Raw genomic sequence first — 18,997 nt, forward strand, 5'->3', positions numbered from 1 at the left:
CATGGATGAGAGGGGGAGGCCATGCGCCTCGACGAACTCCGTATCCAGGGTTTCTCCGACGCCTGCTCGGCCCTGTTCTCGATCCACCGCCGGTTCGACCGCGCCCACGCCGCCGCGTCCCTGGCTGCCGACGGGCGCGTGCTCGACCTGACGGTCTTCACGCTGGAGCACCACACGATCGACGACGCGCTGGACTGGGCGAACGGCGTCACCAACAGCGACCCGGACGTCGCCCGCCTCGTCCTCATGTCGTTGCGGCCGGAGGGCGTGTCGGACATCCGCGAGCAGGACATCGAACTGCTCAGGACCGCCAGGCACGTCTTCGGTCGCAGTGACGTGGAGGTGGTCGACTGGCTGCTCTACGACGGAGAGCTCGTGCGCTCCGTGGCCATCACCGCCGGGTACAGCTCGTGGGACCAGTGAAGCTCACTCGAGGTCGCTCGGGTCCTCCGGTACGTCGATCGCATGCTGCTTCAGGACGTCGAGACCGACGAGCTGAAGCACCCGCTCGTTGGTCGACGCGAGCACGACGGGCGCCGCCACCCCGTCGTGGTGCGCGCGCAGCCAGTTCCGCGCCGTCACGCACCACCGGTCGCCGGGAACGAGCCCCGGGAAGCGGTACTGAGGCATGGGCGTACTGAGGTCGTTGCCGATGCGGCGTTGGTGCTCGAGGAACTCGGCCGTCATCACCGCGCAGATCGTGTGACTGCCGATGTCGTCGGGACCGGTGTTGCAGCTCCCGTCCCGGAAGTAGCCGGTGAGAGGGTCGGTGCTGCACGTCTCGAGGGTTGTCCCTAGGACGTTGCGCTCGGACATCCGGTCACCATCCCCTCGCACGGCGGCCGTATGGATCCTGCCGAGATGGCTGGGCCGCGAGGACTCGAACCTCGACTACCAGGGCCAGAACCTGGCGTGCTGCCGATTGCACTACGGCCCATCGGTCGCAAGACCGCGACCAATGTATCGGATGCCGCCGGGTGGGGCACCGAGGCTCAGCGCTCGGCGCTGCGGGCGACGGCGCCGTCGATGCTCGCGAGCGCGAAGGCCACCGCGTCGCCCGGGGACATCGCCTGACCACGCGACCGCGCGGCCGCGTACCGTTCGTCCCCCAGCTCATCCCGAGCCCGGCGCGCGAGTGCGTCGAGCCGGGTGGCGTGGTCGCCGTAGACGGGTGGCGCGTTGTCCGGAGCCTCCGAGGCCGAGAGCAGAGTGGTCGCCGCCTCCAGCTCACCCAACCGGGCGAAGAGCTCGACGAGGTTGCGCAGGGTCGTCCACAGGTGCTGCCAGTTGCCGGCTCTCATGAAGTCCCTGACGATCTCGCCGAACGGCCTCAGGGCCTCCTCGGGATCGCCGTGGCGCGCGCGCAGAGAGGTGATCGACACCCGGGCCACCCCCGCCAGCAGCTTGTTCCCGACCGGGGTCGCGAGCTCGACCGCCGACTCCAGGTGTCTGATGGCAGCGTCGGGGTCGCGGTCCAACAGCCACTCCCCCCGCGTGTAGTGCACCCAGGCGCGGGACGAGGGGTTCCCTGAGTGGCGCACCTGCTCCTCGAGAGCGTCGAGGAGCACCTTCGCCTCGTCGAAGCGGTGCGCGTACGTCAGCATCAGAGCCTTCCCCTGCATGAGGGCCAGCTTCAGGTGGGTGGTCTCGCTCGACCGGCCCGCCATCTCTATGTCGTCGTCCAGCTCGCGTGGGGGGACGAGCTCACCGCGGTAGAAGTCGTACTCGGTCGCGGCCCACCTGAGCAGGATCCTGGTGACGATGTCGTCCTCTCGGACGATCTCGTAGCCACGCTCGAAGTACCGGCGGCTCAGGTCGAGCTCCCCACGGGTGGACGCTCCGGCGGCGGCGACGGCGTAGGCGCGAGCGAGTAGCGGCTCCCCCTGCGCCTCGGGCATCCCGATCGTTCTCTCCGCCCACCTGATGATCTCCAACCTCAGGCTCAGCTGCATGTGCCAGGCGAGCGCGGTGGTGATCCGCAGGGCGAGCGACGCGTGTCCCGTGGTCGTAGCCCATCCGTGGGCCTCGCGCAGGTTGTCGATCTCAGCGGCGATCTCCCGTGCCCATCGCGCCTCGTCCGGACCCCACAGCCCGCTGGCGATGCGCTCGGCGAGCTCGGCGTAGTACGACGCGAACCGCTTCCGGACCGGCTCCGGGTCTCCCGCAGCGAGACGTTCGGCAGCGAAGGCTCTCAGTGTGGTCAGGAGGCTGTAGCGGAAGGTCTCCTCGTCGTCTGTGACCACGACCATCGATTTGTCGACGAGCGACCCGAGAAGCGATACGACGTCGAGGGGATCGACGGCGTCGTCCCCCTCGCAGATCGCCTCGGCGGCTTCCAACGTGAAGCTCCCGGCGAAGACCGACAGCCTCTCGAACAGCGCCCTCTCCTCATGGGTCAGCAAGCCGTAGGACCATTCGATGGCGGCCCGCAGGGTCTGGTGTCGTTCGACCCGGCCGCGGCCTCCCCCCTCGGCCAGCAGTCGGAGGGGTTCCCGGAGCCTCTTGGCGATATCGGCCGGGCTGAGGGACCGCACCCGCGCCGCGGCGAGCTCGATGGCCAGAGGCACCCCGTCCAGCCGCCTGCAGATCTCGACGATAGCCGCCGCGTTCGCCTCGCTCAGCTCGAACCCCGGACGCACGGCCCGGGCCCGGTCGGCGAACAGGGAGACGGCGGCCGACCCCTCGAGCAGCTGAGGCGGAGCGTTCTCCTCGGGGACGTCGAGAGGCGGGACGGTGACGGAGCGTTCCCCGGAGACGGCCAGCGCCTCGCGGCTCGTCGCGAGCACGGTCACGTCCGGACAGGACGCGAGGATGCGGGCGGCCAGCTCCGCCACGGCCCCCACGACGTGCTCGCAGTTGTCCAGGACCAGGAGGAGGTGCTTGGACCTCAGCGCTTCCACGAGCCCCTCCACCGGACCCTTCGACGCCGCGCCCTGGACCGACAGGGCCGAGGCGACGACATCCGCCACCGCGGCCGGCTCCCGGACGTTGCCCAGCTCGCTGAACCACGCGCCGTCGCGGAAGCGCGGCAGAACGCTCGAGGCCACGTGCAGGGCGAGCCGGGTCTTCCCCACCCCGCCGGGCCCGAGCAGGGTCACGAGGGGACAGGACCCGAGGAGCGTCGCCACCTCGTGCTCCAGCTTCTCGCGGCCCACGAACGTGGTCGGCAGGAGCGGGAGGTTGTGCGGCAGGACGGTGAGCGTGCGCGGCGGCGGGAAGTCGGCCCTCAGGTCCGCGTGCTGGAGCTGGTAGAGCTGGACGGTGTCGAGGATGTCCTTCAGGCGATGGGAGCCCAGGTCGGAGACATCGGCCCCCGGGGCGAGCTCCACCGTCGCCCGGGAGACCAACACCTGTCCTCCGTGGGCGGCCGCGGCGATCCGGGCCGCCACGTGGACGGCCAGACCCACGTAGTCGTCGTCGACGGAGATCGCCTCGCCGGTGTGGATCCCCATCCGGACGCGCAGCGTGACGCCCTCGGGCCAGGAGGTCGTCGTCACCTCGCGCTGGGCCTGGACGGCCGCCGCCAGGGCATCGGTGGGGCGGCCGAAGGACGCGAATACCCCGTCCCCCTCCGTCTTCACCACGTGCCCGCCGTTGCCTTCGATGGCCCGCCGCTGCACGGCGATGTACGCCTGCAGGACACGCTCGTAGGGGCCCTCCCCCAGCTCCTGGACGAGCCGGGTCGACCCCTCCATATCGGAGAACAGGAAGGTGACGGTCCCGCTCGGAAGCTCTCTCACCCGCTCCACGTCCCCTGGTCGGCACCGGCGGCGCGCAGGAGAGCCGCAGAGGCCCGGTCCCGTCGCGGGCAGCCGGTCATCCGTCTATCGTACGGCCGGTCGTGTCAGACGGCCTCGCGCAGGCGCGCGACCGACTCCTCGCGCCCGATCACGAAGATGGACTCGGGCAGCGGGAGGGAGACCTGCGACCCGGAGATGGCGACGCGTATGGGGGCGGTCGCCTTGCGCTTGTTGAGGCCGACCTCCTCGGCGACGGCCTGGACGGCCTCCCAGATGGCCTCGTGGGTCCAGGGCTCCACGCGCTCGAGGGCGTCGGCGGTTCGGGAGAGCACGGCTCTCGCATCCTCGGTCGCGAGCACCTTGTCCCGCGCACCCGGGTCCACGGCCGGACGCGTGTGCAGGTAGTGGATCGCCTGCGGAACCTCGGACAGGGTCCGGACGCGCGTCTGGACCATGTCGAGCTCGACCGCTCGGCGCAGGACCTCCGCCGGCACCTCCGGGTGCAGCTCGAGCACCCGGGCCTCGAACTCGTCGGCCGACAGCGCCTTCATGTACTCCTGGTTCATCCAGTCGAGCTTCTCGCGGTCGAAGACCGCTCCGTGGTGCAGCACGCGGTCGAGGTCGAACTCGGAGACGATCCGTTCGCGAGGGAGGATCTCCTCCCCCGACCCCGGCGACCACCCGAGCAGGGAGAGGAAGTTCACCAGGGCCTCGGACAGGTAGCCGGCCGCGCGGAACGCGTGCATGCCCGTGGCCATCTTCCGCTTCGAGAGCTTCTTGCGCTGCTCGTCCAGGATCAGCGGCAGGTGCACGTAGACCGGCGGCGTCTCTCCGAGCGCCTCGTAGACGAGGAGGTTCTGAACGGCCGCCGAGAGGAGGTCCTCGCCGCGGATGGCGTGGGTGATGTCCATCGCCAGGTCGTCGGAGACGTTGGCCAGCACGAAGGTGGGGGTGCCGTCCGAGCGCGCTATCACGAAGTCCTGGACGTCCTTCCACTCCACCGTCACGTCCCCCCGTACGACGTCGTTCAGGACGATCGTGCGCTCGGGCACCCGGAAGCGCAGCGCGTACGGACGGCCCTCCGCCTCGAAGGCCGCCACCTGGTCCGGCCCGAGGTCCCGGCAGTGGCGGTCGTAGCCGCGGGCCGTGCCTCGCGCTCTCACCTCGTCGGGCGTGCAGTAGTCGCGGTACACCGCGCCCGCATCCACGAGCCGCTCGATCGTCTTCAGGTGCAGCTCCCGTCGTTCCGACTGACGGTACGGTCCGTACGGGCCCCCCACGTCCGGACCCTCGTCCCAGTCGAGGCCGAGCCAGCGCAGCCCGTCCAGGATCGGCTCGATGAACTCGGGCCGCGCCGTGGCGGGGTCGGTGTCCTCTATCCGCAGGACGAACGCGCCGCCGTGATGCCGAGCGAACAGCCAGTTGAACAGGGCGGCCCGGGCGGAGCCGACGTGCAGCTCTCCCGAGGGGTTGGGCGCGAACCGGACCCGTACGCTCATCTCGACGCCACCCGGTTCTCGAGGGCTCCGACGCCCGAGACCTCGACCGTCACCGTGTCGCCGTCGCCCAGCGGGCCGATCCCGGCCGGGGTGCCGGTCAGGATCACGTCCCCCGGGAGCAGCGTCATGACCGAGGACACGTAGGACACGAGGACCGCGGGCGGGAAGATCAGCTCCTTCGTGTTCGAGGACTGCCGGACCGCCCCGTTCACCAGGCAGCTGATCTCCAGGGAGGAAGGGTCGACGTCGGTCACGATGTGGGGGCCGAGCGGGCAGAAGGTGTCGAACCCCTTCGCGCGCGTGAACTGCACGTCGCGGTCCTGCAGGTCCCGCGCGGTCACGTCGTTCGCGCACGTGTAGCCCAGGATCGCCTCGCCTGCCTCGTCCGGGTCGAGGTCGCGGGCGGCGCGGCCGATGACGACGGCCAGCTCCGCCTCGTGGTCCACGCGTTCCGACTGCGGCGGGAGCAGGATCGTCTCCCGGTGGCCGATCACCGAGGTGGACGGCTTCAGGAACAGCAAGGGCTCGGACGGCAGCGGCTTGTTGCGCTCCGCGGCGTGGTCGGCGTAGTTGAGCCCGACCGCCACGACCTTCGACGGCAGGACCGGCGCGAGGAGCCGGACGTCGACCGGATCGAACACCTCATCCGTCTCCTGCCAGGGGAGGAAAGGTGTCGTCGTCATGGCCCGGATGCCGTCGTCCGTGACGATCCCGTAGCCGATGGTCGACCCGATGGCGAAGCGAGCGAATCGCATCGGCTACCGACCGGACCGGTGGAGCAGGCCGTAGACGTAGCCATCGAGGAGCGCCTCCCAGGACGCCTCGATGATGTTCTCCGAGACCCCCACCGTCCCCCACTCCTTCTCGCCGTCCGTCGACTCGATGAGGACCCTGGTGACCGCTCCCGTGCCTTTGCTCTCGTCGAGGATGCGCACCTTGTAGTCGGCGAGGTGGATCTGGGTTAGCTCCGGGTAGAGCCCCGCGAGCGCGCTGCGCAGGGCGGCGTCCAACGCGTTGACCGGACCGTTCCCCTCCGCCGTGGAGATGATGCGCTCGCCGCGCGCGTAGAGCTTCACGGTCGCCTCGCTCGAGACGCCCCCGCGCCCGTCCGACTCGGTGATGGTGCGGAAGGACTCGATCCTGAAGAACTCCTGCTCCCAGCCGGTCGCCCGCCGGAGCAGCAGCTCGAAGGATCCGTCGGCCGCCTCGAAGTGGTACCCGACGTGCTCGAGCTCCTTTATGTGGCGCAGGACGCCGGTGACCGTCCTCTCCCCGCCGATATCGACCCCCAGCTCCTGCGCCTTGATCACGATCGTCGAACGTCCGGCGAGCTCGCTCACGACGAGGTGGCGGACGTTGCCGACGAGCTCGGGCTCGATGTGCTCGTAGAGGTCGCGGCGACGGGCGACCGCGGAGGCGTGGAGGCCGGCCTTGTGCGCGAACGCGCTGGACCCCACGAACGGCTGGTTCGGGCTGAGCGACCGGTTGCACACCTCGGCCACGAAGTGTGCGACCTCGGTCAGCTTGCCCACGTGGCCGTCCGGGAGGCACTCGACGCCCTTCTTGAGGGCGAGGTTGGCCGCGATCGAGAGCAGGTTCGCGTTCCCGCAGCGCTCGCCGTACCCGTTCATCGTGCCCTGCACGTGCACAGCGCCGGCGTCGACCGCCGCCAGCGAGTTCGCCACTCCGACCTCGCAGTCGTTGTGGCAATGGATGCCGATCGCCATGTCGAACCGTGCCACGACCTCCGCCGTGATGCGTCCCACCTCGTCGGGCAGGCAGCCCCCGTTCGTGTCGCACAGGACGAGGACGTCGGCGCCCGACCCCGCCGCAGCTTCGAGGACCTGCAGGGCGTATCGCTCGTTGCGCTTGTACCCATCGAAGAAGTGCTCGGCGTCGAACAGGACCTCGTCGAAGTGTCGCTTGAGGTAGCGGACCGAGTCCGACACCATCTTCAGGTTCTCGTCGAGCGTCGTCCGCAGGGCCTCGCGCACCTGCAGGTCCCACGACTTGCCGACGATGCACGCGACCGGGGTGCCGGCTGCGACCAGCGCGCGCAGGTTCGTGTCCTTCCCGGGGGTGACGTTCGCCCGGCGGGTCGACGAGAACGCGACGAGCCGTGCGTGCTTCAGCCGCAGCTCGTCGGGAGCCCGGCGGAAGAACTCCTCGTCCTTCGGGTTGGAGCCCGGCCAGCCGCCCTCGATGTACTGGACCCCCAGCTCGTCGATCTTGGCAGCCAGGCGGAGCTTGTCGTCGACGGTGAGCGTCAGCCCCTCCATCTGCGCGCCGTCGCGCAGCGTCGTGTCGAACAGGTCGACACGACGCTCAGACATACTCGTTCCAATCGCCGTAGGTCTCGACCTCACCCCGGACGGCGGCGAAGAAGGTCTCCTGGATCTTCTTGGTGATCGGCCCGGGATCGCCGATCTCCCGGTCGTCGACCGAGCGGATCGGAACCACCTCGGCGGCCGTCCCCGTGCAGAAGGCCTCCTCGCACGTGTACAGGTCGCTGCGGAGGATGTTGCGGGCCTCCACCTCGTACCCGAGATCGGTGGCGATCCGGACGATCGAGTCCTGGGTGATGCCCTCGAGAGCCCCTGCGGAGATCGGGGGGGTGAGGAGCTTCCCGCCCCGCACGATGAACAGGTTCTCCCCGGTGCACTCGCTCACGTAGCCCTGTGGGGAGAGCATGATCGCCTCGTCGTAGCCCGCCTTCAGTGCCTCGACCTTGGCGAGCTGCGAGTTGATGTACATGCCGGTCCCCTTCGCGGCTGGCGGCATGATGTTGGGGTCGTGGCGGCGCCACGAGGAGATCTTCATCCGCACGCCGTGGGTGATCCCCTCGTCGCCGAGGTACGCGCCCCACGGCCAGACGGCGATGGACACGTTCACGGGAGCCGGGAGCGGGTTGAGCCCCATCTCGCCGTACCCCAGGTACACGATGGGGCGGATGTAGCACCCCTCGCTCATCCCGTTGACCCGGACGGTCTCCTTCGTCGCCTCGACCAGCTCCTCCACGGAGTACTCGAGGTCGATCATGAACATCTTGGCGCTGTTGTGGAGACGGACGATGTGGTCGGTCAGCCGGAAGACGGCCGGTCCGCGCGCGGTCTTGTACGCCCGGATGCCCTCGAACACGCCCAGCCCGTAGTGCAGCGTGTGGGTGAGGATGTGGATGTTCGCCTCGTCCCACGCGACGAGCTCCCCGTCCATCCAGATCTTCTCGGTCTTCGTGATCGGCATCTGACGCCCCCTATCGGTCGACGGAGGATGCGACCATGTCGCCGACCTCCGTGGTCGAGTATCCCATCTGCCCCGCTCCCATCCCCTCCAGACGCGGGAAGACCTGCTCCATGGCCCGCTCCACCCCCTGGGCGGCGTCGCGCTCGCCCAGGTGGTCGAGCATCATCTGCAGCGCCCCGATCGCGGCCATGGGGTTGATGACGTCCTGTCCCGTGAAGCTCGGCGCCGTCCCGCCGATCGGCTCGAACATCGAGACGCCGTCCGGGTTGAGGTTGGCGGACGCGGCGACCCCCATGCCCCCTTGGATCGCCGCCCCCAGGTCGGTGATGATGTCGCCGAGCTGGTTGTCCGTCACGATCACGTCGAACCACTCGGGGTTCTGGACGAACCAGAAGCAGATGGCGTCGACGTGTCCGTACTCGCGATCTATGTCCGGGTACTCCTCGCCCACCTCGTTGAACACCCTGTCCCACAGGTCGTGGGCGTACGTGAGCACGTTCGTCTTACCGGCGAAGTGCAGCCTGCGGTCCTTGTCGCGGCGGCGCGTGTACTCGTAGGCGTACCGGATCACCCGCTCGACCCCCCGGCGCGTGTTCACGCTCGTCTGCAACGCCACCTCGTCGGGTGTGTGTCTGTAATGGAACCCACCCGCGTCGGCGTACAGGCCCTCCGTGTTCTCCCGGACGACGACGAAGTCGATGTCCTCGGGTCCCTTGCCGACGATCGGGCACGGCACGCCGCGGTAGAGCTTCACGGGCCGGAGGTTGACGTACAGGTCGAGCTCGAAGCGCAGCCGGAGGATGATGCCGCGCTCCAGGACCCCCGGCTTCACGGCCCCCGGGAGCCCGACCGCGCCGAAGTAGATGGCGTCCATCTGACGCAGCTCGTCGAGGACGGGGTCGGGCAGGGTCTCCCCGGTGTCCATGTAGCGCTGGGCTCCCAGGTCGTAGGAGACCCGCTCCGTGCGGAACCCGAAGGCCGACTCCGCGGCGTCCAGCACCTTCAGCCCCTCGCGCACGACCTCGGGCGCCGTCCCGTCCCCCGGGATGACCGCGATGCGGTAACTGCGTTCGTCCAAACCGTCTCCTAAAGAGAAGACCTCCCGCCGGATGGCGAGAGGCCGCTGCGGACGCCGTGGAGCGGCGCCCGCCTACCCGATGGCTACCTGGAAGCTGCTCATGGGAGACAAGTATGCAGGACACGCACCCCCCCATCAAACACGGGCATGGCGCGGTGCGTTATGTATTGGACATGGAGATCGTCATCGGCATCGTGCTGCTGCTCGTGGTCCTCGCCGTCGTGGCCGTGGTCGTCTCGCGCAACAAGCCGGGACCGCGTCCGGAGGCTCCCGAGACGGAGGAGACCGACGTCCGGATCCGCGACGGCAGGGCGACCGTCCGCCTCGACGTCACCGCCGGCGACCCCGACAGTCCCGTCGTCCAGCGGCTGGTCCACGACGCGGCGGTCCAGGTGTTCACCGCCCACGCCGACGTACAGGACGTCGAGGTCCAGGGGGCGTCCGGGACCACCCTGGGCACCGTCTCCCGGACGGTGATGGACAGCCCCGAGACGTCGATGCCCGCCGGCATCGCCGATCCGCGTGTGGGCACACGGCGGACGGAGCCCACCGGCGGCACCCCCGGCGGCGGACCCGCGGACCTGCAGCCGGGGGACGAGCCCGGCGCCAGGACCCTCGCCGAGCGCTTCGACCTGCCCGAGTCCGTCCGGTCGAGGCTGCGCAGCCCAGACGACGTCCGAGACCTGGTGCGAGCCCTGCTCGAGGCGGCAGGGCTCGACTTCACCGTCACCAACGACGTCTACAAGGTGGGACGGGAAGCGATCGTCGTCGTCCAGTCGGAGCTGGGGCGCGTCGTCTCCGACGAGGAGCTCAACAACGCGTTCCTCCGGTTCCAGTCCTCGGGCGCCGGCCGCGGCGTGGTCGTCACGCCGGGACTGATGTACCCGCAGGACCTCCGCCGGCGGTGGGCTATGGCGCCCAACCTGCGTCACGCGGGGCCGGAGGGGATACAGCGGATGGCCGACGCCGTCGCGCTCGGGGCGAACCCCATCCGGTACGCGACCGGACCGGTCGCGACCTAATGCTCCTCGCGCAGGTGCGCGCGTAGGAGATCCTCGCCGAAGTCCCCTTCGGGGTCGCGCATGACGGCATGGATGTGGTTGGCGTCGTCCTGGGTGTTGTCGTACTCGGCGAGGAAACCGGGCCCCCAGACGCGGTAGTAGTGACGGCGCCCAGGCGCGGCCGGCCCGGCCCACGCGAACGAGAGCCGCTCGACCTCCATCCGCTCGTACCGAGCGTCGGCCAACGCGCGGGGGAGCCGGTCGAGGTAGACGCGGACGAGGCGGGCGAGGAGCGACTGCTGGTCCGGACGCAGCACGCCGCCCGGGATGCCGCCGGTCATGACCGCGGGGTCGACCGCGGGATGGTTGGACGTGAGGATGTCCGGGGGAGCCTCCTCGGCCACGACCGCCAGCTCGAGCTGCGTCGGCCCCAGCGTGTCCAGGAGGTCGCGGGCCGCGTCCTCCTCGTCCCCCAGGGGACGGGTCGCGCCCGGCACGACGGCCGGGTTGGCGCCCAGGAACAGCGGCGTCGACGCCACCTCGTCTCCCACGAGCGCGACGTTGACGGACACGTGATGGCCCTCGAACCGCCACCCCCACGCGTGCTCGCCGGGGGAGCCGAAGACGGTCAGGTGGTAGAGGGAGGGATCGCGGTTGCGGTCCCAGCCCTCCACGCGGTCGAGGACCCGCTCGAGCGCGCAGATCGCGGTCGCCTTGGCGTACCCGGACATGCTGAGCGCCGTCGCCAGGAGGCGGTGGACGTCCGTCGCCTGGGCAGGCGTCATCTCCCCGAGCGCCAGCCCCGTCCGGGGGCCGGGGGTGTAGTACCAGGCGCGTCGGTCCTCGTCGTCGGGGAAGGTCCGGACCGCCTTGGCGCGCTGCGCGTCGTCCAGGGAGCCGAGCACCCGGACGGCGGCCTGGGTCATCTCGGCCGTCACGATGTCACGTCCACCCGGGGGGGCCCGGACCGGCGCACGACCTCGTCCACCTCGAAGTACTCCTGCTCGGTGAACCCGAACGCGGACGCGACCAGGTTCGACGGTATCGACTGGACACGCCGGTTGAGGTCGCGGACGTTGGCGTTGTAGAAGCGCCTGGCCGCGGCGAGCCGGTCCTCGGTGTTCACGAGCTCGTCCTGCAGTCGCAGGAAGTGATGGCTCGCCTTCAGCGCCGGGTAGCTCTCGACGACGGCGAGGAGCTGGCGCATCGCGGCCACCAGTCGGCGTTCTGTGGCGGCCTGGTGGCCGGGCGACCCGTGGTCTCGGGAGGCGGCCGCCCGCGCCTCCGTAACCCGCTCGAGCACGTGGCGCTCGTGGGCCGCGTACCCCTTCACGCTCTCCACGAGGTTGGGGATCAGGTCGTAGCGGCGCTGGAGCTCCGTCTCCACGTTCGACCAGGAGTTGCGGATCAGGTTCCGCTGCTCGACGAAGCGGTTGTATGAGATCAGGACGGCCACGCCGAGCACGAGCAGCGCGCCCAGCCCGCCGTAGAACGCCTCCATCGCACAACGCTACCGGGAGCCGAACACCTCGTGGACGACCTTCGGCACCTGGCGCAGGAAGCCCGCCAGCGCGTACAGGTGTCCATGCAGCTTCGGCTCCCGCAGGCGGCCGCTCCAGACGAGCAGCCAGCCGGCGTTCATCTCGAACGACCACCGGGTGTTGCCGTCCAGCAGCCACTGCATCATGCGCGGGTCGATCAGGTAGCTCGCGAAACGGGGATCGGACGACTTCACCTGGAAGCACCGGTTGAACTCGTCGGACTCGAACTGGATGTCGCGGAACCCGACGAAGTCGCCGAGCCGCGACAGGACCGTCTCCCGCGTCACGCTGAGGTGCGGCCAGGCATCGGGGACGGGCGTCATCGCACACGTGAACCTGGAGTAGCTTCGCGACGTGTTGCCCTTCGAGTCGGTGCTCTCGGTGTAGTACCAGTAGTCGAAGACCCGGACGTCCAGGTCCTTCCAGCGGCCCCAGGCGACGTTCTCGGCGCCACGGCCGTCCCCCTTCCGGAACAGGGAGAAGGGCATCCGCACGATGGAGAACGGGTCCTCGCGTGAGTACTCGAAGCCGAGCTGGTTCGCGGCGAGGAACCAGGCCTCCCGACGCTGCTGCTCGCGCATCCACGACCAGATCCCGAAGGCTACGGCGACTATCGCGAACAGGACGAAGAGGATCGCGGGGTCCATCGCGTACAGACTAGATCGGCCGTCTGTTAGGCTCCCGCGCCGTGGACAACAGATTCGACCGCGACACGGCGCTGAAGCGCACCGACCAGGACCTCTTCGAGGGACGCATCGACGGGGGCTGGTGGATCGTCCGGGGCCCCAACGGCGGCTACATCGCCTCGATCGTCCTGCGCGCGATGACCATGACCGTGGCGGACCCGACGCGCCACCCGCGGTCGATGACCGTCCACTACGTGCGCCCACCCGTGGAGGGTCCGGTGACGGTCCGGACGGTGGCCGAGCGCACCGGGCGCACCCTGTCCACGGTCTCCGCCCGGATGGAGCAGGACGGCAAGCTCGTGGCCCTGGCGCTGGGAGCGTTCTCGGGTCCGTTCGGGGGGTCCGTGGAGTTCTCGGAGATCGAGATGCCGGACGCGCCGCCACCGGAGTCGCTCCCGCTCCGTCCGGAGCGCGAGGGCGACCTCCCGTTCCTGGACCGCTTCGATTTCCGGTGGGCGGTCGGCGTGGCGCCGCTCGGCGAGGGAGGCGAAGCCGTCTCGGGAGCCTGGATCCGCCCGAGCGAGCCGCGGGTCGCCGACGCGCTGCTCGTCGCCCAGCTGATGGACGCCTGGGCGCCGGCCGTCTTCAGCAAGGTCATGCCGCCGGCGGGCGTGCCGACCATCGACCTCACGATCCACTTCCGGCGGTCGCTCCCGGTCCCGGGGGCGACCCCGGACGACTACCTGCTCGGCGTGTTCCGCACCCGGACCGCCCACGACGGCTTCATCGAGGAGGACGGGGAGCTGTGGACGCGGGATGGACTCCTCCTCGCCCAGTCCAGGCAGCTCGCCATCCTGATCCCCGGGCGCGCCTAGCCCTCGGGAGCCGGCTGCGGCGGACCGGCGCGCAGGAACCCGAGGAACGGGTAACCGTGCGCCTCGACCTCGCCGGGGTCGAACCCGAACGTCCGGAGGTGGTTGGCACCGCTCTGCTCCCGCGCGTACCCGGCCACCATCTCCCCGGCGTCGGATACGAACCGCACCGCGATCGCGGCGTAGCTCTCGCGCCGCTGCTCGATCACGTCGGCTGCGACCTGCTTGGCCTGTTCCTCGGTCCACCCCTGCGCGACGACCTGCGCGCTGAACAGGTCCTCCCGCTCGTCGGTCCCGACCTGCAGGTCGTAGGGAGGGATCCCCGTCGTCGGCACCTGCCAGGCCTCGAAGGCCGACTGCCGACTCGTCCGGCACCCGCCGGCCAGCGCCAGCAGCGCGAGGAGGAGGGCGACCGGCCTCACGGCATGACGTTGAGCGCGTCCGCCACGCGCCCGGCCATGTCCTCGTCCCCCCCGAGCTTCAGGACCCCGCGTTGGAGCGCGGTCGAGCGGTCCCACCGTCCGGTGGCCAGGGCGATGTAGGTGGGGAGGTCGCAGACGATCTCCGCGTCGGGTTCGGCGTCGTCGGGGGCCGGACCCGCCCGTCCATCGGTCATCCCGACGGTGACGGTTCGGGAGCCCTCCACGCTCAGCCGCACGACCGTCCCTTCCGGGACCCCCGCCTTCTTGCCCACCACGTACCCGAACGCGCCGAACAGCCTGTCCAGCGCCGTCTCGGCGGCCGGTCCGGACGTGTGGCCCGGACGTCCGAGGGCGCGGCGGATGTCCTGCTCGTGGACCCAGCAGTCGAGCGTCCTGATCGGGAGGAGGTCCCGGACCTTCCCCGGGCCGAGCGGGGTCCAGGAGTCCGCCTCGAAATCGTCGGGCCCGTAGGCCCGGAACCTGGCCAGGCGCTCCGAGGTGGTCGTCCGGAACTCCTCGAGGACCTCGGCTCCCGTGCGTGAGCGGCGCCAGTCCACGCCCACCTCGTTGAGCGCGCCGAACTCGCTGCGCGTATGGGACAGGTCGGCCGGGGTGTGCTCCGGACCCGGGCGCCCGTCCAGTCGCTGCTCGATGTCGACGATGTGGGAGACGTTGTCCTGGACCGACCACCCCGGGAGGTCGGTCATCGTCTTCCACTCCTGCTCGGACAGCCCCTCGCAGAGCTCGGAGATCGAGCCCCAGACCTCCTCGAGGTGGTCCACCAGAACCTGGTCCCCTTCGGCCATATCCAGTCCTCCAGATCCGCGGCGAACGCTCGACACCGACGCTATCCTGTCCGTACACGAGAAAGGAGGTGGTCCAGAGTTGCATAAACCGCACTCGACCCGTGAGGTGGCTGTCTGCTGACGCAGATCCACCCGGGCCCGGAGGACCACCTCCGGCTCACCACCTCTGCCGGTGAGATGGCGTCGGCAGAATCCAAGCAGACCGCCGGCTCCTGAGCTTCCCGCCTGGTCGACCGGGAACCACGGCTCGGGGGTTACCACAGATCCGATAGGGGGCCGCTCTCCGGAGCGGCCCCCTTCTTTCGTCCGCTCAACCAGCCGTAGAGCCGGATCGCCGGTGCGGCGGGGGGTGAGCGAGCAGGGCGAGCACCTCGCCGATGGTCCTGACCCGACCGAACGACTCCCGCAAGGGCAACTGCCCCTGGATCCGATACCGGTTGCGGCGGCCGTCCACCGGATCCTTCTCCTTCACCACGTAACCCGCATCGGTCAGATCGACCACGATCCCGTAGGCGGTCCGCTCCGTGACGTGTAGTTCGGCCGCCAGGTCCTTGAGGCGGGCGTCCGGCCGCTCCGCGATGAAGAAGAGCACCCTCGCGTGGTTCGTGAAGAACCGCCATTCGCCCATGGGTTCACTCTAACGCATTATTGGAAAAAAATTGCTGGTTCTTGAATTCCAGAGTATGGTGGGGGACGCGGTCCGACCGGGCCGCACCGAAGATCCCGTCTCCCCCGCGTCAGCCGAGGGGCCGAGGTCCAACACGGAGGGGAGACACATGGACCATGCGCCTGCAAGCGCCCGGAGCCCGGGACCCGAACGCCTGAAACCCACTGACCCAGGGCCGCCGGGTAGGAGCAGTCGCTCCACGGCGCGGATACTACTCACCGGCGCGCTGGCGTCAGCTTGCGTTGCGGTGATCCTCGGAGCCACGGGTGGGTCCGCGGTCGCGGACACCACCATGCCTCAGCGAACCTGGCCCACGGACGCGGCCGAAACCGCGGGGGCCATCCGTTCCTCGCCCGCAGGTCGTGCACCGTCGGTCGCCGAGGCCCGTTCGTCGGCACTGGAGGCGGTGGCCGCGGTCCGTTCTGGCACCAGCCGTGCCGCCTCCCGGCCCATGCCGGAGCGGGCGGCGTTCCGCTCCGACATCGCGGCGGCGATCGAGGAGGCCTCCGTATCGACGCCGCAGGGGACGACGGCCACGGCCACGAGCACCACGTCGGACGCCTCCGGTACCTCTGGATCGGGTTCGGCGCCGAGCCGAGATGCTCCCATCGGCACGGCCGACGTGGCTCCTGCTTCGTCTCACGACGTGAACCAGTGCAACCCTCCCGAGTTCCCCGGAGCTACTGCCGGGTGGGAGATCACCTGCGAGGTCACGATCGAGAACACGGTGACGGCCGAGGGGGAGACATCTTCAAAGGTGACAACGCGGAGCTGCCTCGCAGCGGCGGGCGTGACACCTCCGTTCGGCTGCACGACCTCCGTCACCGAATCGGACGAACTGACGACCAAGGTCGACCAGTGCAACGGGGTGGCCACCGGGGGCGGCAGCAACGTGACGTGCCACGTCACGGTCATCAACGATGTCCCGGCCGGGACGCCGACCGTGCCGGTAACCGTGAACCAGTGCAACGGCTCCGGAGAGGGCGGGGTCGATCCCGCTGGCGATCCTCTGGCGTGCTCGGGGCCGGCCGAGCAAGACACGACGGATGCATCCGTGAACCAGTGCAACGGTTCGGCGAACGGGGGCGGGGCCCCCGGACGCGTGAACTGCTCGGTCGAGGGTGACGTGTCTGCCGTGCCGCTGGACATCGACCAGTGCAACGGCTCGGCCAACGATGGGGGCGGCACCGTCAACTGCTCTGTGACCGTCGTGAACCGATACGGCGGTCCGGGAACGGGTCCGGGAACGGGTCCGGGTACCGGTCCGGGTACCGGTCCGGGAACGGGTCCGGGTACGGGTCCGGGTACCGGTCCGGGAACGGGTCCGGGTACCGGTCCGGGAACGGGTCCGGGAACGGGTCCGGGAACCGGTCCGGGCAACCGCCCTGGACAGGATCCGGCAGACGGTCTCGGCTCCGGCGCAGAGGTGTCGGGCTCGCCCGTCGCGTTCGTCACCCCCGCAGAGGTGACGACGGCGCAGGCCGGGGGCAGTCGGTTGAGCGCCGCGAGCACCGACCTCACCCTCTCGCGCGCGCACGAACGCTCGACCCTGCCCGCCACGGGGGCCGATACGGCGACGATCCTGCTACTGGCCGTGTCGGCACTCATGCTCGGCGCCCTTCTGACGCTGATCTCACGATCCGCGGGCAGGATCGGTACGGGTCGATAGGAGGTACGAGGGGGGTACGGCCAGCGAGCCGTGCCTCCCTCCTGCTCCTCCCGCTCAGCGGCCAGCGACCCCTACGTCGCGGGCGGGCGGCCGAGGCGCACGCGCTCCCCGTAGGGCGACGGTGGCCTTCGAACTCTGGCACCCCCAACGACCTCGAGGCCCAGTGGTCGTCCGCCGCAACGTCGCGACGGATGGCCTCGGGTCGGTGCGGGCGATCTGGATCTGGCGGCCCGTGCCGTCGCAACGCTCGAAGAGCCCGCTTCAGCTCCTCGGGCTCGAGCGCGCTGGACGGTCCGGCTCAGGACGCGGGGACGAGCCCGCTGCCGTTGGAGCTGACGAACCCCGCCAGATCGAAGACCCGGCGCAAGTGCGGAGAGGCGCCCCTGACCTCGAGGCGCGCGCCTCGACGGGCGGCCGCGGTGCCCGCCCGGTGGATGAGCCCGATGTTGGAGCAATCGATGAAGGTGAGCCCCGAGAGATCGAGCACGATGCGGGGGACCCCCCGTCGATCCCTGCGAGCGCGTTCTCGAACGTCTGCTCGGTCGCCATGTCGAGCTCTCCGCGCAGGGTCAACACGGTCTCACCCGGGACGGCCCTCACCTCGACGGTGAAGTGCGCGAACGTGGTCCGGACCGCGCTCAGACCCAGGCGGAACACCGTTCCCGTGCCCTGCTCAGCTCCCGACATGCCCATGACTTCCCTTCCCGGGCCGCTCGAACGAGCGACTCCTCGTGCGCACCTTCGCACCCCCCCGTCACCCGAGCGTCACCGTCCCGGGGGGCGGGTATCGTGAGCCTGGGAGGTGTGCGGCCACAGGACGGGCCGAGGACCACGATGGATACGAGGCCCGGGGCGAGGGGGGGGTCTGACCCGTCCCCGGTGCGTCTGGGTCTGCTCGGCGGGTTCCGGTTGAGCATCGAGTCAGAGGTCTTCCCCCTGCCGACGAACTGTCAGCGCCTGGTCTGCTTCCTCGCCCTGCAGGCGCGTCCCCTGCTCCGGAGCTACGTGAGCGGGTCCCTGTGGTCGGAGGCGAACGAGCAGCGCGCGGGCAGCAGCCTCCGCTCGGCCCTCACCCGCCTCCGTCATCCCAGGTACTCCCTCGTCGAGGTGACGAGCGATCACATCGAGCTCTCTCCGCTGGTCACGGTCGATCTCCGGGAGGGAGAGGCTCTCGCCCGGCGTGTGCTCGACCCATCTCAGGAGCTCGACGACCCGGCGGAGCTGGACGACGAGGTGCTGAGCGCCGATCTCCTCCCGGACTGGACCGAGGACTGGGTCCTGGTCGAGCGGGAGGCCTACCACCAGCTCCGCCTGCGGGCTCTCGAGGCCCTGTGCCGCCGGCTCACTGCTGCCCGGAGCTTCGGGCAGGCCGTCCAGGCTGGGATGGCGGCCGTGGCGGGGGAGCCGCTGCGTGAGAGCGCCTGGCGGGCGCTGATCGAGGCTCACATCGCGGCGGGCAACGTGGCGGCCGCGCTGCGGGAGTTCGACGCGTTCCGCGCCCTCCTCTACGACGAGCTGGGACGCGAGCCGTCGAGCGAGATCCGCGCGCTGGTCGAAGGCCTGAAGCTGAACTGATCCGGGAGCGGTGACGGTGCGGTGACGCGCGCCTGCGACGCTCCATCCATGAAGACCCAGTCAGCCGATCGCACCGGTTTGCTCATCGTACGTCTGTGGATCGAGGGCAACGCCGAGGATGGGTTCCGGGCCCGCGTGACGCAGACCCTGGACATAGCCGAGACACAAGAGGCGGTGGAGATGGCGGGCACACCGCAGGCTCTGAGCGCGGTCGTGCAGAGCTGGATCGACCGGTTCGTGGAGTCGAACTAGGGACAG

Annotated in this window: 21 protein-coding genes and 1 tRNA gene; 6 read left to right on the top strand and 16 right to left on the bottom strand. The window is 70.0% G+C overall.

Going from position 1 to position 18,997, the window contains the following annotated elements:
• Nucleotides 1–21 precede the first annotated feature (21 nt).
• Nucleotides 22–423: a hypothetical protein gene (locus VM840_04475; GenBank protein ID HVL80832.1), complete on the top strand. Its 402-nt coding sequence runs from the start codon at nucleotides 22–24 to the stop codon at nucleotides 421–423.
• Nucleotides 424–426: 3 nt separating this feature from the next.
• Here VM840_04475 and VM840_04480 read toward each other — a convergent pair whose 3' ends face one another.
• The 8 genes from VM840_04480 to VM840_04515 form a co-directional block, all read right to left on the bottom strand.
• Nucleotides 427–816, bottom strand: coding sequence for a DUF2237 domain-containing protein (locus VM840_04480; GenBank protein HVL80833.1), 390 nt, complete (start codon nucleotides 814–816; stop codon nucleotides 427–429).
• A gap of 46 nt (nucleotides 817–862) precedes the next feature.
• Nucleotides 863–937: transfer RNA gene (locus VM840_04485), tRNA-Gln, on the bottom strand.
• 55 nt (nucleotides 938–992) lie between these two features.
• A complete protein-coding gene (locus VM840_04490) occupies nucleotides 993–3,740 on the bottom strand; it encodes an adenylate/guanylate cyclase domain-containing protein (protein HVL80834.1) in 2,748 nt (915 codons plus the stop codon).
• A gap of 104 nt (nucleotides 3,741–3,844) precedes the next feature.
• Nucleotides 3,845–5,239 carry a glutamate--tRNA ligase gene (gene gltX, locus VM840_04495; protein ID HVL80835.1) on the bottom strand — a complete coding sequence of 465 codons (1,395 nt, stop codon included), beginning with the start codon at nucleotides 5,237–5,239 and terminating at the stop codon, nucleotides 3,845–3,847.
• Nucleotides 5,236–5,994: a fumarylacetoacetate hydrolase family protein gene (locus VM840_04500; protein ID HVL80836.1), complete on the bottom strand. Its 759-nt coding sequence runs from the start codon at nucleotides 5,992–5,994 to the stop codon at nucleotides 5,236–5,238. The genes gltX and VM840_04500 overlap by 4 nt, the downstream gene beginning before the upstream one ends.
• Before the next feature lie 3 nt (nucleotides 5,995–5,997).
• On the bottom strand, nucleotides 5,998–7,572 hold the full coding sequence (cimA, locus tag VM840_04505; GenBank protein ID HVL80837.1) for a citramalate synthase: 1,575 nt from the start codon (nucleotides 7,570–7,572) through the stop codon (nucleotides 5,998–6,000).
• A complete protein-coding gene (locus VM840_04510) occupies nucleotides 7,565–8,482 on the bottom strand; it encodes a branched-chain amino acid transaminase (protein HVL80838.1) in 918 nt (305 codons plus the stop codon). Before VM840_04510 ends, cimA begins: the two co-directional genes overlap by 8 nt.
• Before the next feature lie 10 nt (nucleotides 8,483–8,492).
• Nucleotides 8,493–9,560, bottom strand: a complete 1,068-nt coding sequence (locus VM840_04515; protein HVL80839.1) for a 3-isopropylmalate dehydrogenase — start codon at nucleotides 9,558–9,560, stop codon at nucleotides 8,493–8,495.
• Between the two features lie 173 nt (nucleotides 9,561–9,733).
• Between VM840_04515 and VM840_04520 the strand changes: the two genes are divergently transcribed.
• Entirely contained in the window at nucleotides 9,734–10,582 is an 849-nt protein-coding gene (locus tag VM840_04520; protein HVL80840.1) for a hypothetical protein, read from the top strand.
• On the opposite strand, the gene VM840_04525 is transcribed toward VM840_04520, so the two are convergent.
• The 3 genes from VM840_04525 to VM840_04535 are packed head-to-tail and all read right to left on the bottom strand — an operon-like array spanning nucleotide 10,579 to nucleotide 12,749.
• Nucleotides 10,579–11,499: a DUF3500 domain-containing protein gene (locus VM840_04525; GenBank protein HVL80841.1), complete on the bottom strand. Its 921-nt coding sequence runs from the start codon at nucleotides 11,497–11,499 to the stop codon at nucleotides 10,579–10,581. The genes VM840_04520 and VM840_04525 overlap by 4 nt on opposite strands.
• On the bottom strand, nucleotides 11,496–12,062 hold the full coding sequence (locus VM840_04530) for a LemA family protein (GenBank protein HVL80842.1): 567 nt from the start codon (nucleotides 12,060–12,062) through the stop codon (nucleotides 11,496–11,498). The genes VM840_04525 and VM840_04530 overlap by 4 nt, the downstream gene beginning before the upstream one ends.
• Nucleotides 12,063–12,071: 9 nt before the next feature.
• Nucleotides 12,072–12,749 carry a DUF3137 domain-containing protein gene (locus VM840_04535; protein ID HVL80843.1) on the bottom strand — a complete coding sequence of 226 codons (678 nt, stop codon included), beginning with the start codon at nucleotides 12,747–12,749 and terminating at the stop codon, nucleotides 12,072–12,074.
• Between the two features lie 41 nt (nucleotides 12,750–12,790).
• Here VM840_04535 and VM840_04540 point away from each other — a divergent pair, with 41 nt between their 5' ends.
• Nucleotides 12,791–13,603: a thioesterase family protein gene (locus VM840_04540; protein ID HVL80844.1), complete on the top strand. Its 813-nt coding sequence runs from the start codon at nucleotides 12,791–12,793 to the stop codon at nucleotides 13,601–13,603.
• Here VM840_04540 and VM840_04545 read toward each other — a convergent pair.
• The 4 genes from VM840_04545 to VM840_04560 form a co-directional block, all read right to left on the bottom strand.
• Nucleotides 13,600–14,022: a hypothetical protein gene (locus tag VM840_04545; GenBank protein ID HVL80845.1), complete on the bottom strand. Its 423-nt coding sequence runs from the start codon at nucleotides 14,020–14,022 to the stop codon at nucleotides 13,600–13,602. The two genes, VM840_04540 and VM840_04545, sit on opposite strands and share 4 nt — an antisense overlap.
• On the bottom strand, nucleotides 14,019–14,828 hold the full coding sequence (locus VM840_04550) for a maleylpyruvate isomerase family mycothiol-dependent enzyme (GenBank protein ID HVL80846.1): 810 nt from the start codon (nucleotides 14,826–14,828) through the stop codon (nucleotides 14,019–14,021). The genes VM840_04545 and VM840_04550 overlap by 4 nt, the downstream gene beginning before the upstream one ends.
• 310 nt (nucleotides 14,829–15,138) lie before the next feature.
• Entirely contained in the window at nucleotides 15,139–15,456 is a 318-nt protein-coding gene (locus VM840_04555) for a MarR family winged helix-turn-helix transcriptional regulator (GenBank protein ID HVL80847.1), read from the bottom strand.
• 336 nt (nucleotides 15,457–15,792) lie between these two features.
• Nucleotides 15,793–16,047 (bottom strand): hypothetical protein, encoded by a 255-nt coding sequence (locus VM840_04560; protein HVL80848.1) that lies wholly within the window; start codon nucleotides 16,045–16,047, stop codon nucleotides 15,793–15,795.
• A 94-nt stretch (nucleotides 16,048–16,141) separates the two neighbouring features.
• Between VM840_04560 and VM840_04565 the strand changes: the two genes are divergently transcribed.
• Nucleotides 16,142–17,164 (top strand): hypothetical protein, encoded by a 1,023-nt coding sequence (locus tag VM840_04565; GenBank protein ID HVL80849.1) that lies wholly within the window; start codon nucleotides 16,142–16,144, stop codon nucleotides 17,162–17,164.
• Nucleotides 17,165–17,462: 298 nt separating this feature from the next.
• Here VM840_04565 and VM840_04570 read toward each other — a convergent pair whose 3' ends face one another.
• Nucleotides 17,463–17,651: an STAS domain-containing protein gene (locus tag VM840_04570; GenBank protein ID HVL80850.1), complete on the bottom strand. Its 189-nt coding sequence runs from the start codon at nucleotides 17,649–17,651 to the stop codon at nucleotides 17,463–17,465.
• Nucleotides 17,652–18,073: 422 nt separating this feature from the next.
• Here VM840_04570 and VM840_04575 point away from each other — a divergent pair, with 422 nt between their 5' ends.
• Nucleotides 18,074–18,739 carry a BTAD domain-containing putative transcriptional regulator gene (locus VM840_04575; GenBank protein ID HVL80851.1) on the top strand — a complete coding sequence of 222 codons (666 nt, stop codon included), beginning with the start codon at nucleotides 18,074–18,076 and terminating at the stop codon, nucleotides 18,737–18,739.
• A 48-nt stretch (nucleotides 18,740–18,787) separates the two neighbouring features.
• Complete coding sequence (locus VM840_04580; protein ID HVL80852.1) at nucleotides 18,788–18,991, top strand: hypothetical protein; 204 nt, start codon at nucleotides 18,788–18,790, stop codon at nucleotides 18,989–18,991.
• Nucleotides 18,992–18,997: the final 6 nt, after the last annotated feature.

Source organism: Actinomycetota bacterium, assembly GCA_035540895.1.
Taxonomy (GTDB): Bacteria; Actinomycetota; JAICYB01; order JAICYB01; family JAICYB01; genus DATLFR01.

Excerpts from the sequence above, each read along its gene's own strand:
- VM840_04475 (HVL80832.1), top strand. The coding sequence starts at position 22 with ATGCGCCTCGACGAACTCCGTATCCAGGGTTTCTCCGACGCCTGCTCG.
- VM840_04530 (HVL80842.1), bottom strand. The coding sequence starts at position 12,062 with ATGGAGGCGTTCTACGGCGGGCTGGGCGCGCTGCTCGTGCTCGGCGTG.
- VM840_04500 (HVL80836.1), bottom strand. The coding sequence starts at position 5,994 with ATGCGATTCGCTCGCTTCGCCATCGGGTCGACCATCGGCTACGGGATC.
- VM840_04555 (HVL80847.1), bottom strand. The coding sequence starts at position 15,456 with ATGGGCGAATGGCGGTTCTTCACGAACCACGCGAGGGTGCTCTTCTTC.
- VM840_04520 (HVL80840.1), top strand. The coding sequence starts at position 9,734 with ATGGAGATCGTCATCGGCATCGTGCTGCTGCTCGTGGTCCTCGCCGTC.
- VM840_04550 (HVL80846.1), bottom strand. The coding sequence starts at position 14,828 with ATGGCCGAAGGGGACCAGGTTCTGGTGGACCACCTCGAGGAGGTCTGG.
- VM840_04480 (HVL80833.1), bottom strand. The coding sequence starts at position 816 with ATGTCCGAGCGCAACGTCCTAGGGACAACCCTCGAGACGTGCAGCACC.
- cimA (HVL80837.1), bottom strand. The coding sequence starts at position 7,572 with ATGTCTGAGCGTCGTGTCGACCTGTTCGACACGACGCTGCGCGACGGC.
- VM840_04510 (HVL80838.1), bottom strand. The coding sequence starts at position 8,482 with ATGCCGATCACGAAGACCGAGAAGATCTGGATGGACGGGGAGCTCGTC.
- gltX (HVL80835.1), bottom strand. The coding sequence starts at position 5,239 with ATGAGCGTACGGGTCCGGTTCGCGCCCAACCCCTCGGGAGAGCTGCAC.
- VM840_04535 (HVL80843.1), bottom strand. The coding sequence starts at position 12,749 with ATGGACCCCGCGATCCTCTTCGTCCTGTTCGCGATAGTCGCCGTAGCC.
- VM840_04580 (HVL80852.1), top strand. The coding sequence starts at position 18,788 with ATGAAGACCCAGTCAGCCGATCGCACCGGTTTGCTCATCGTACGTCTG.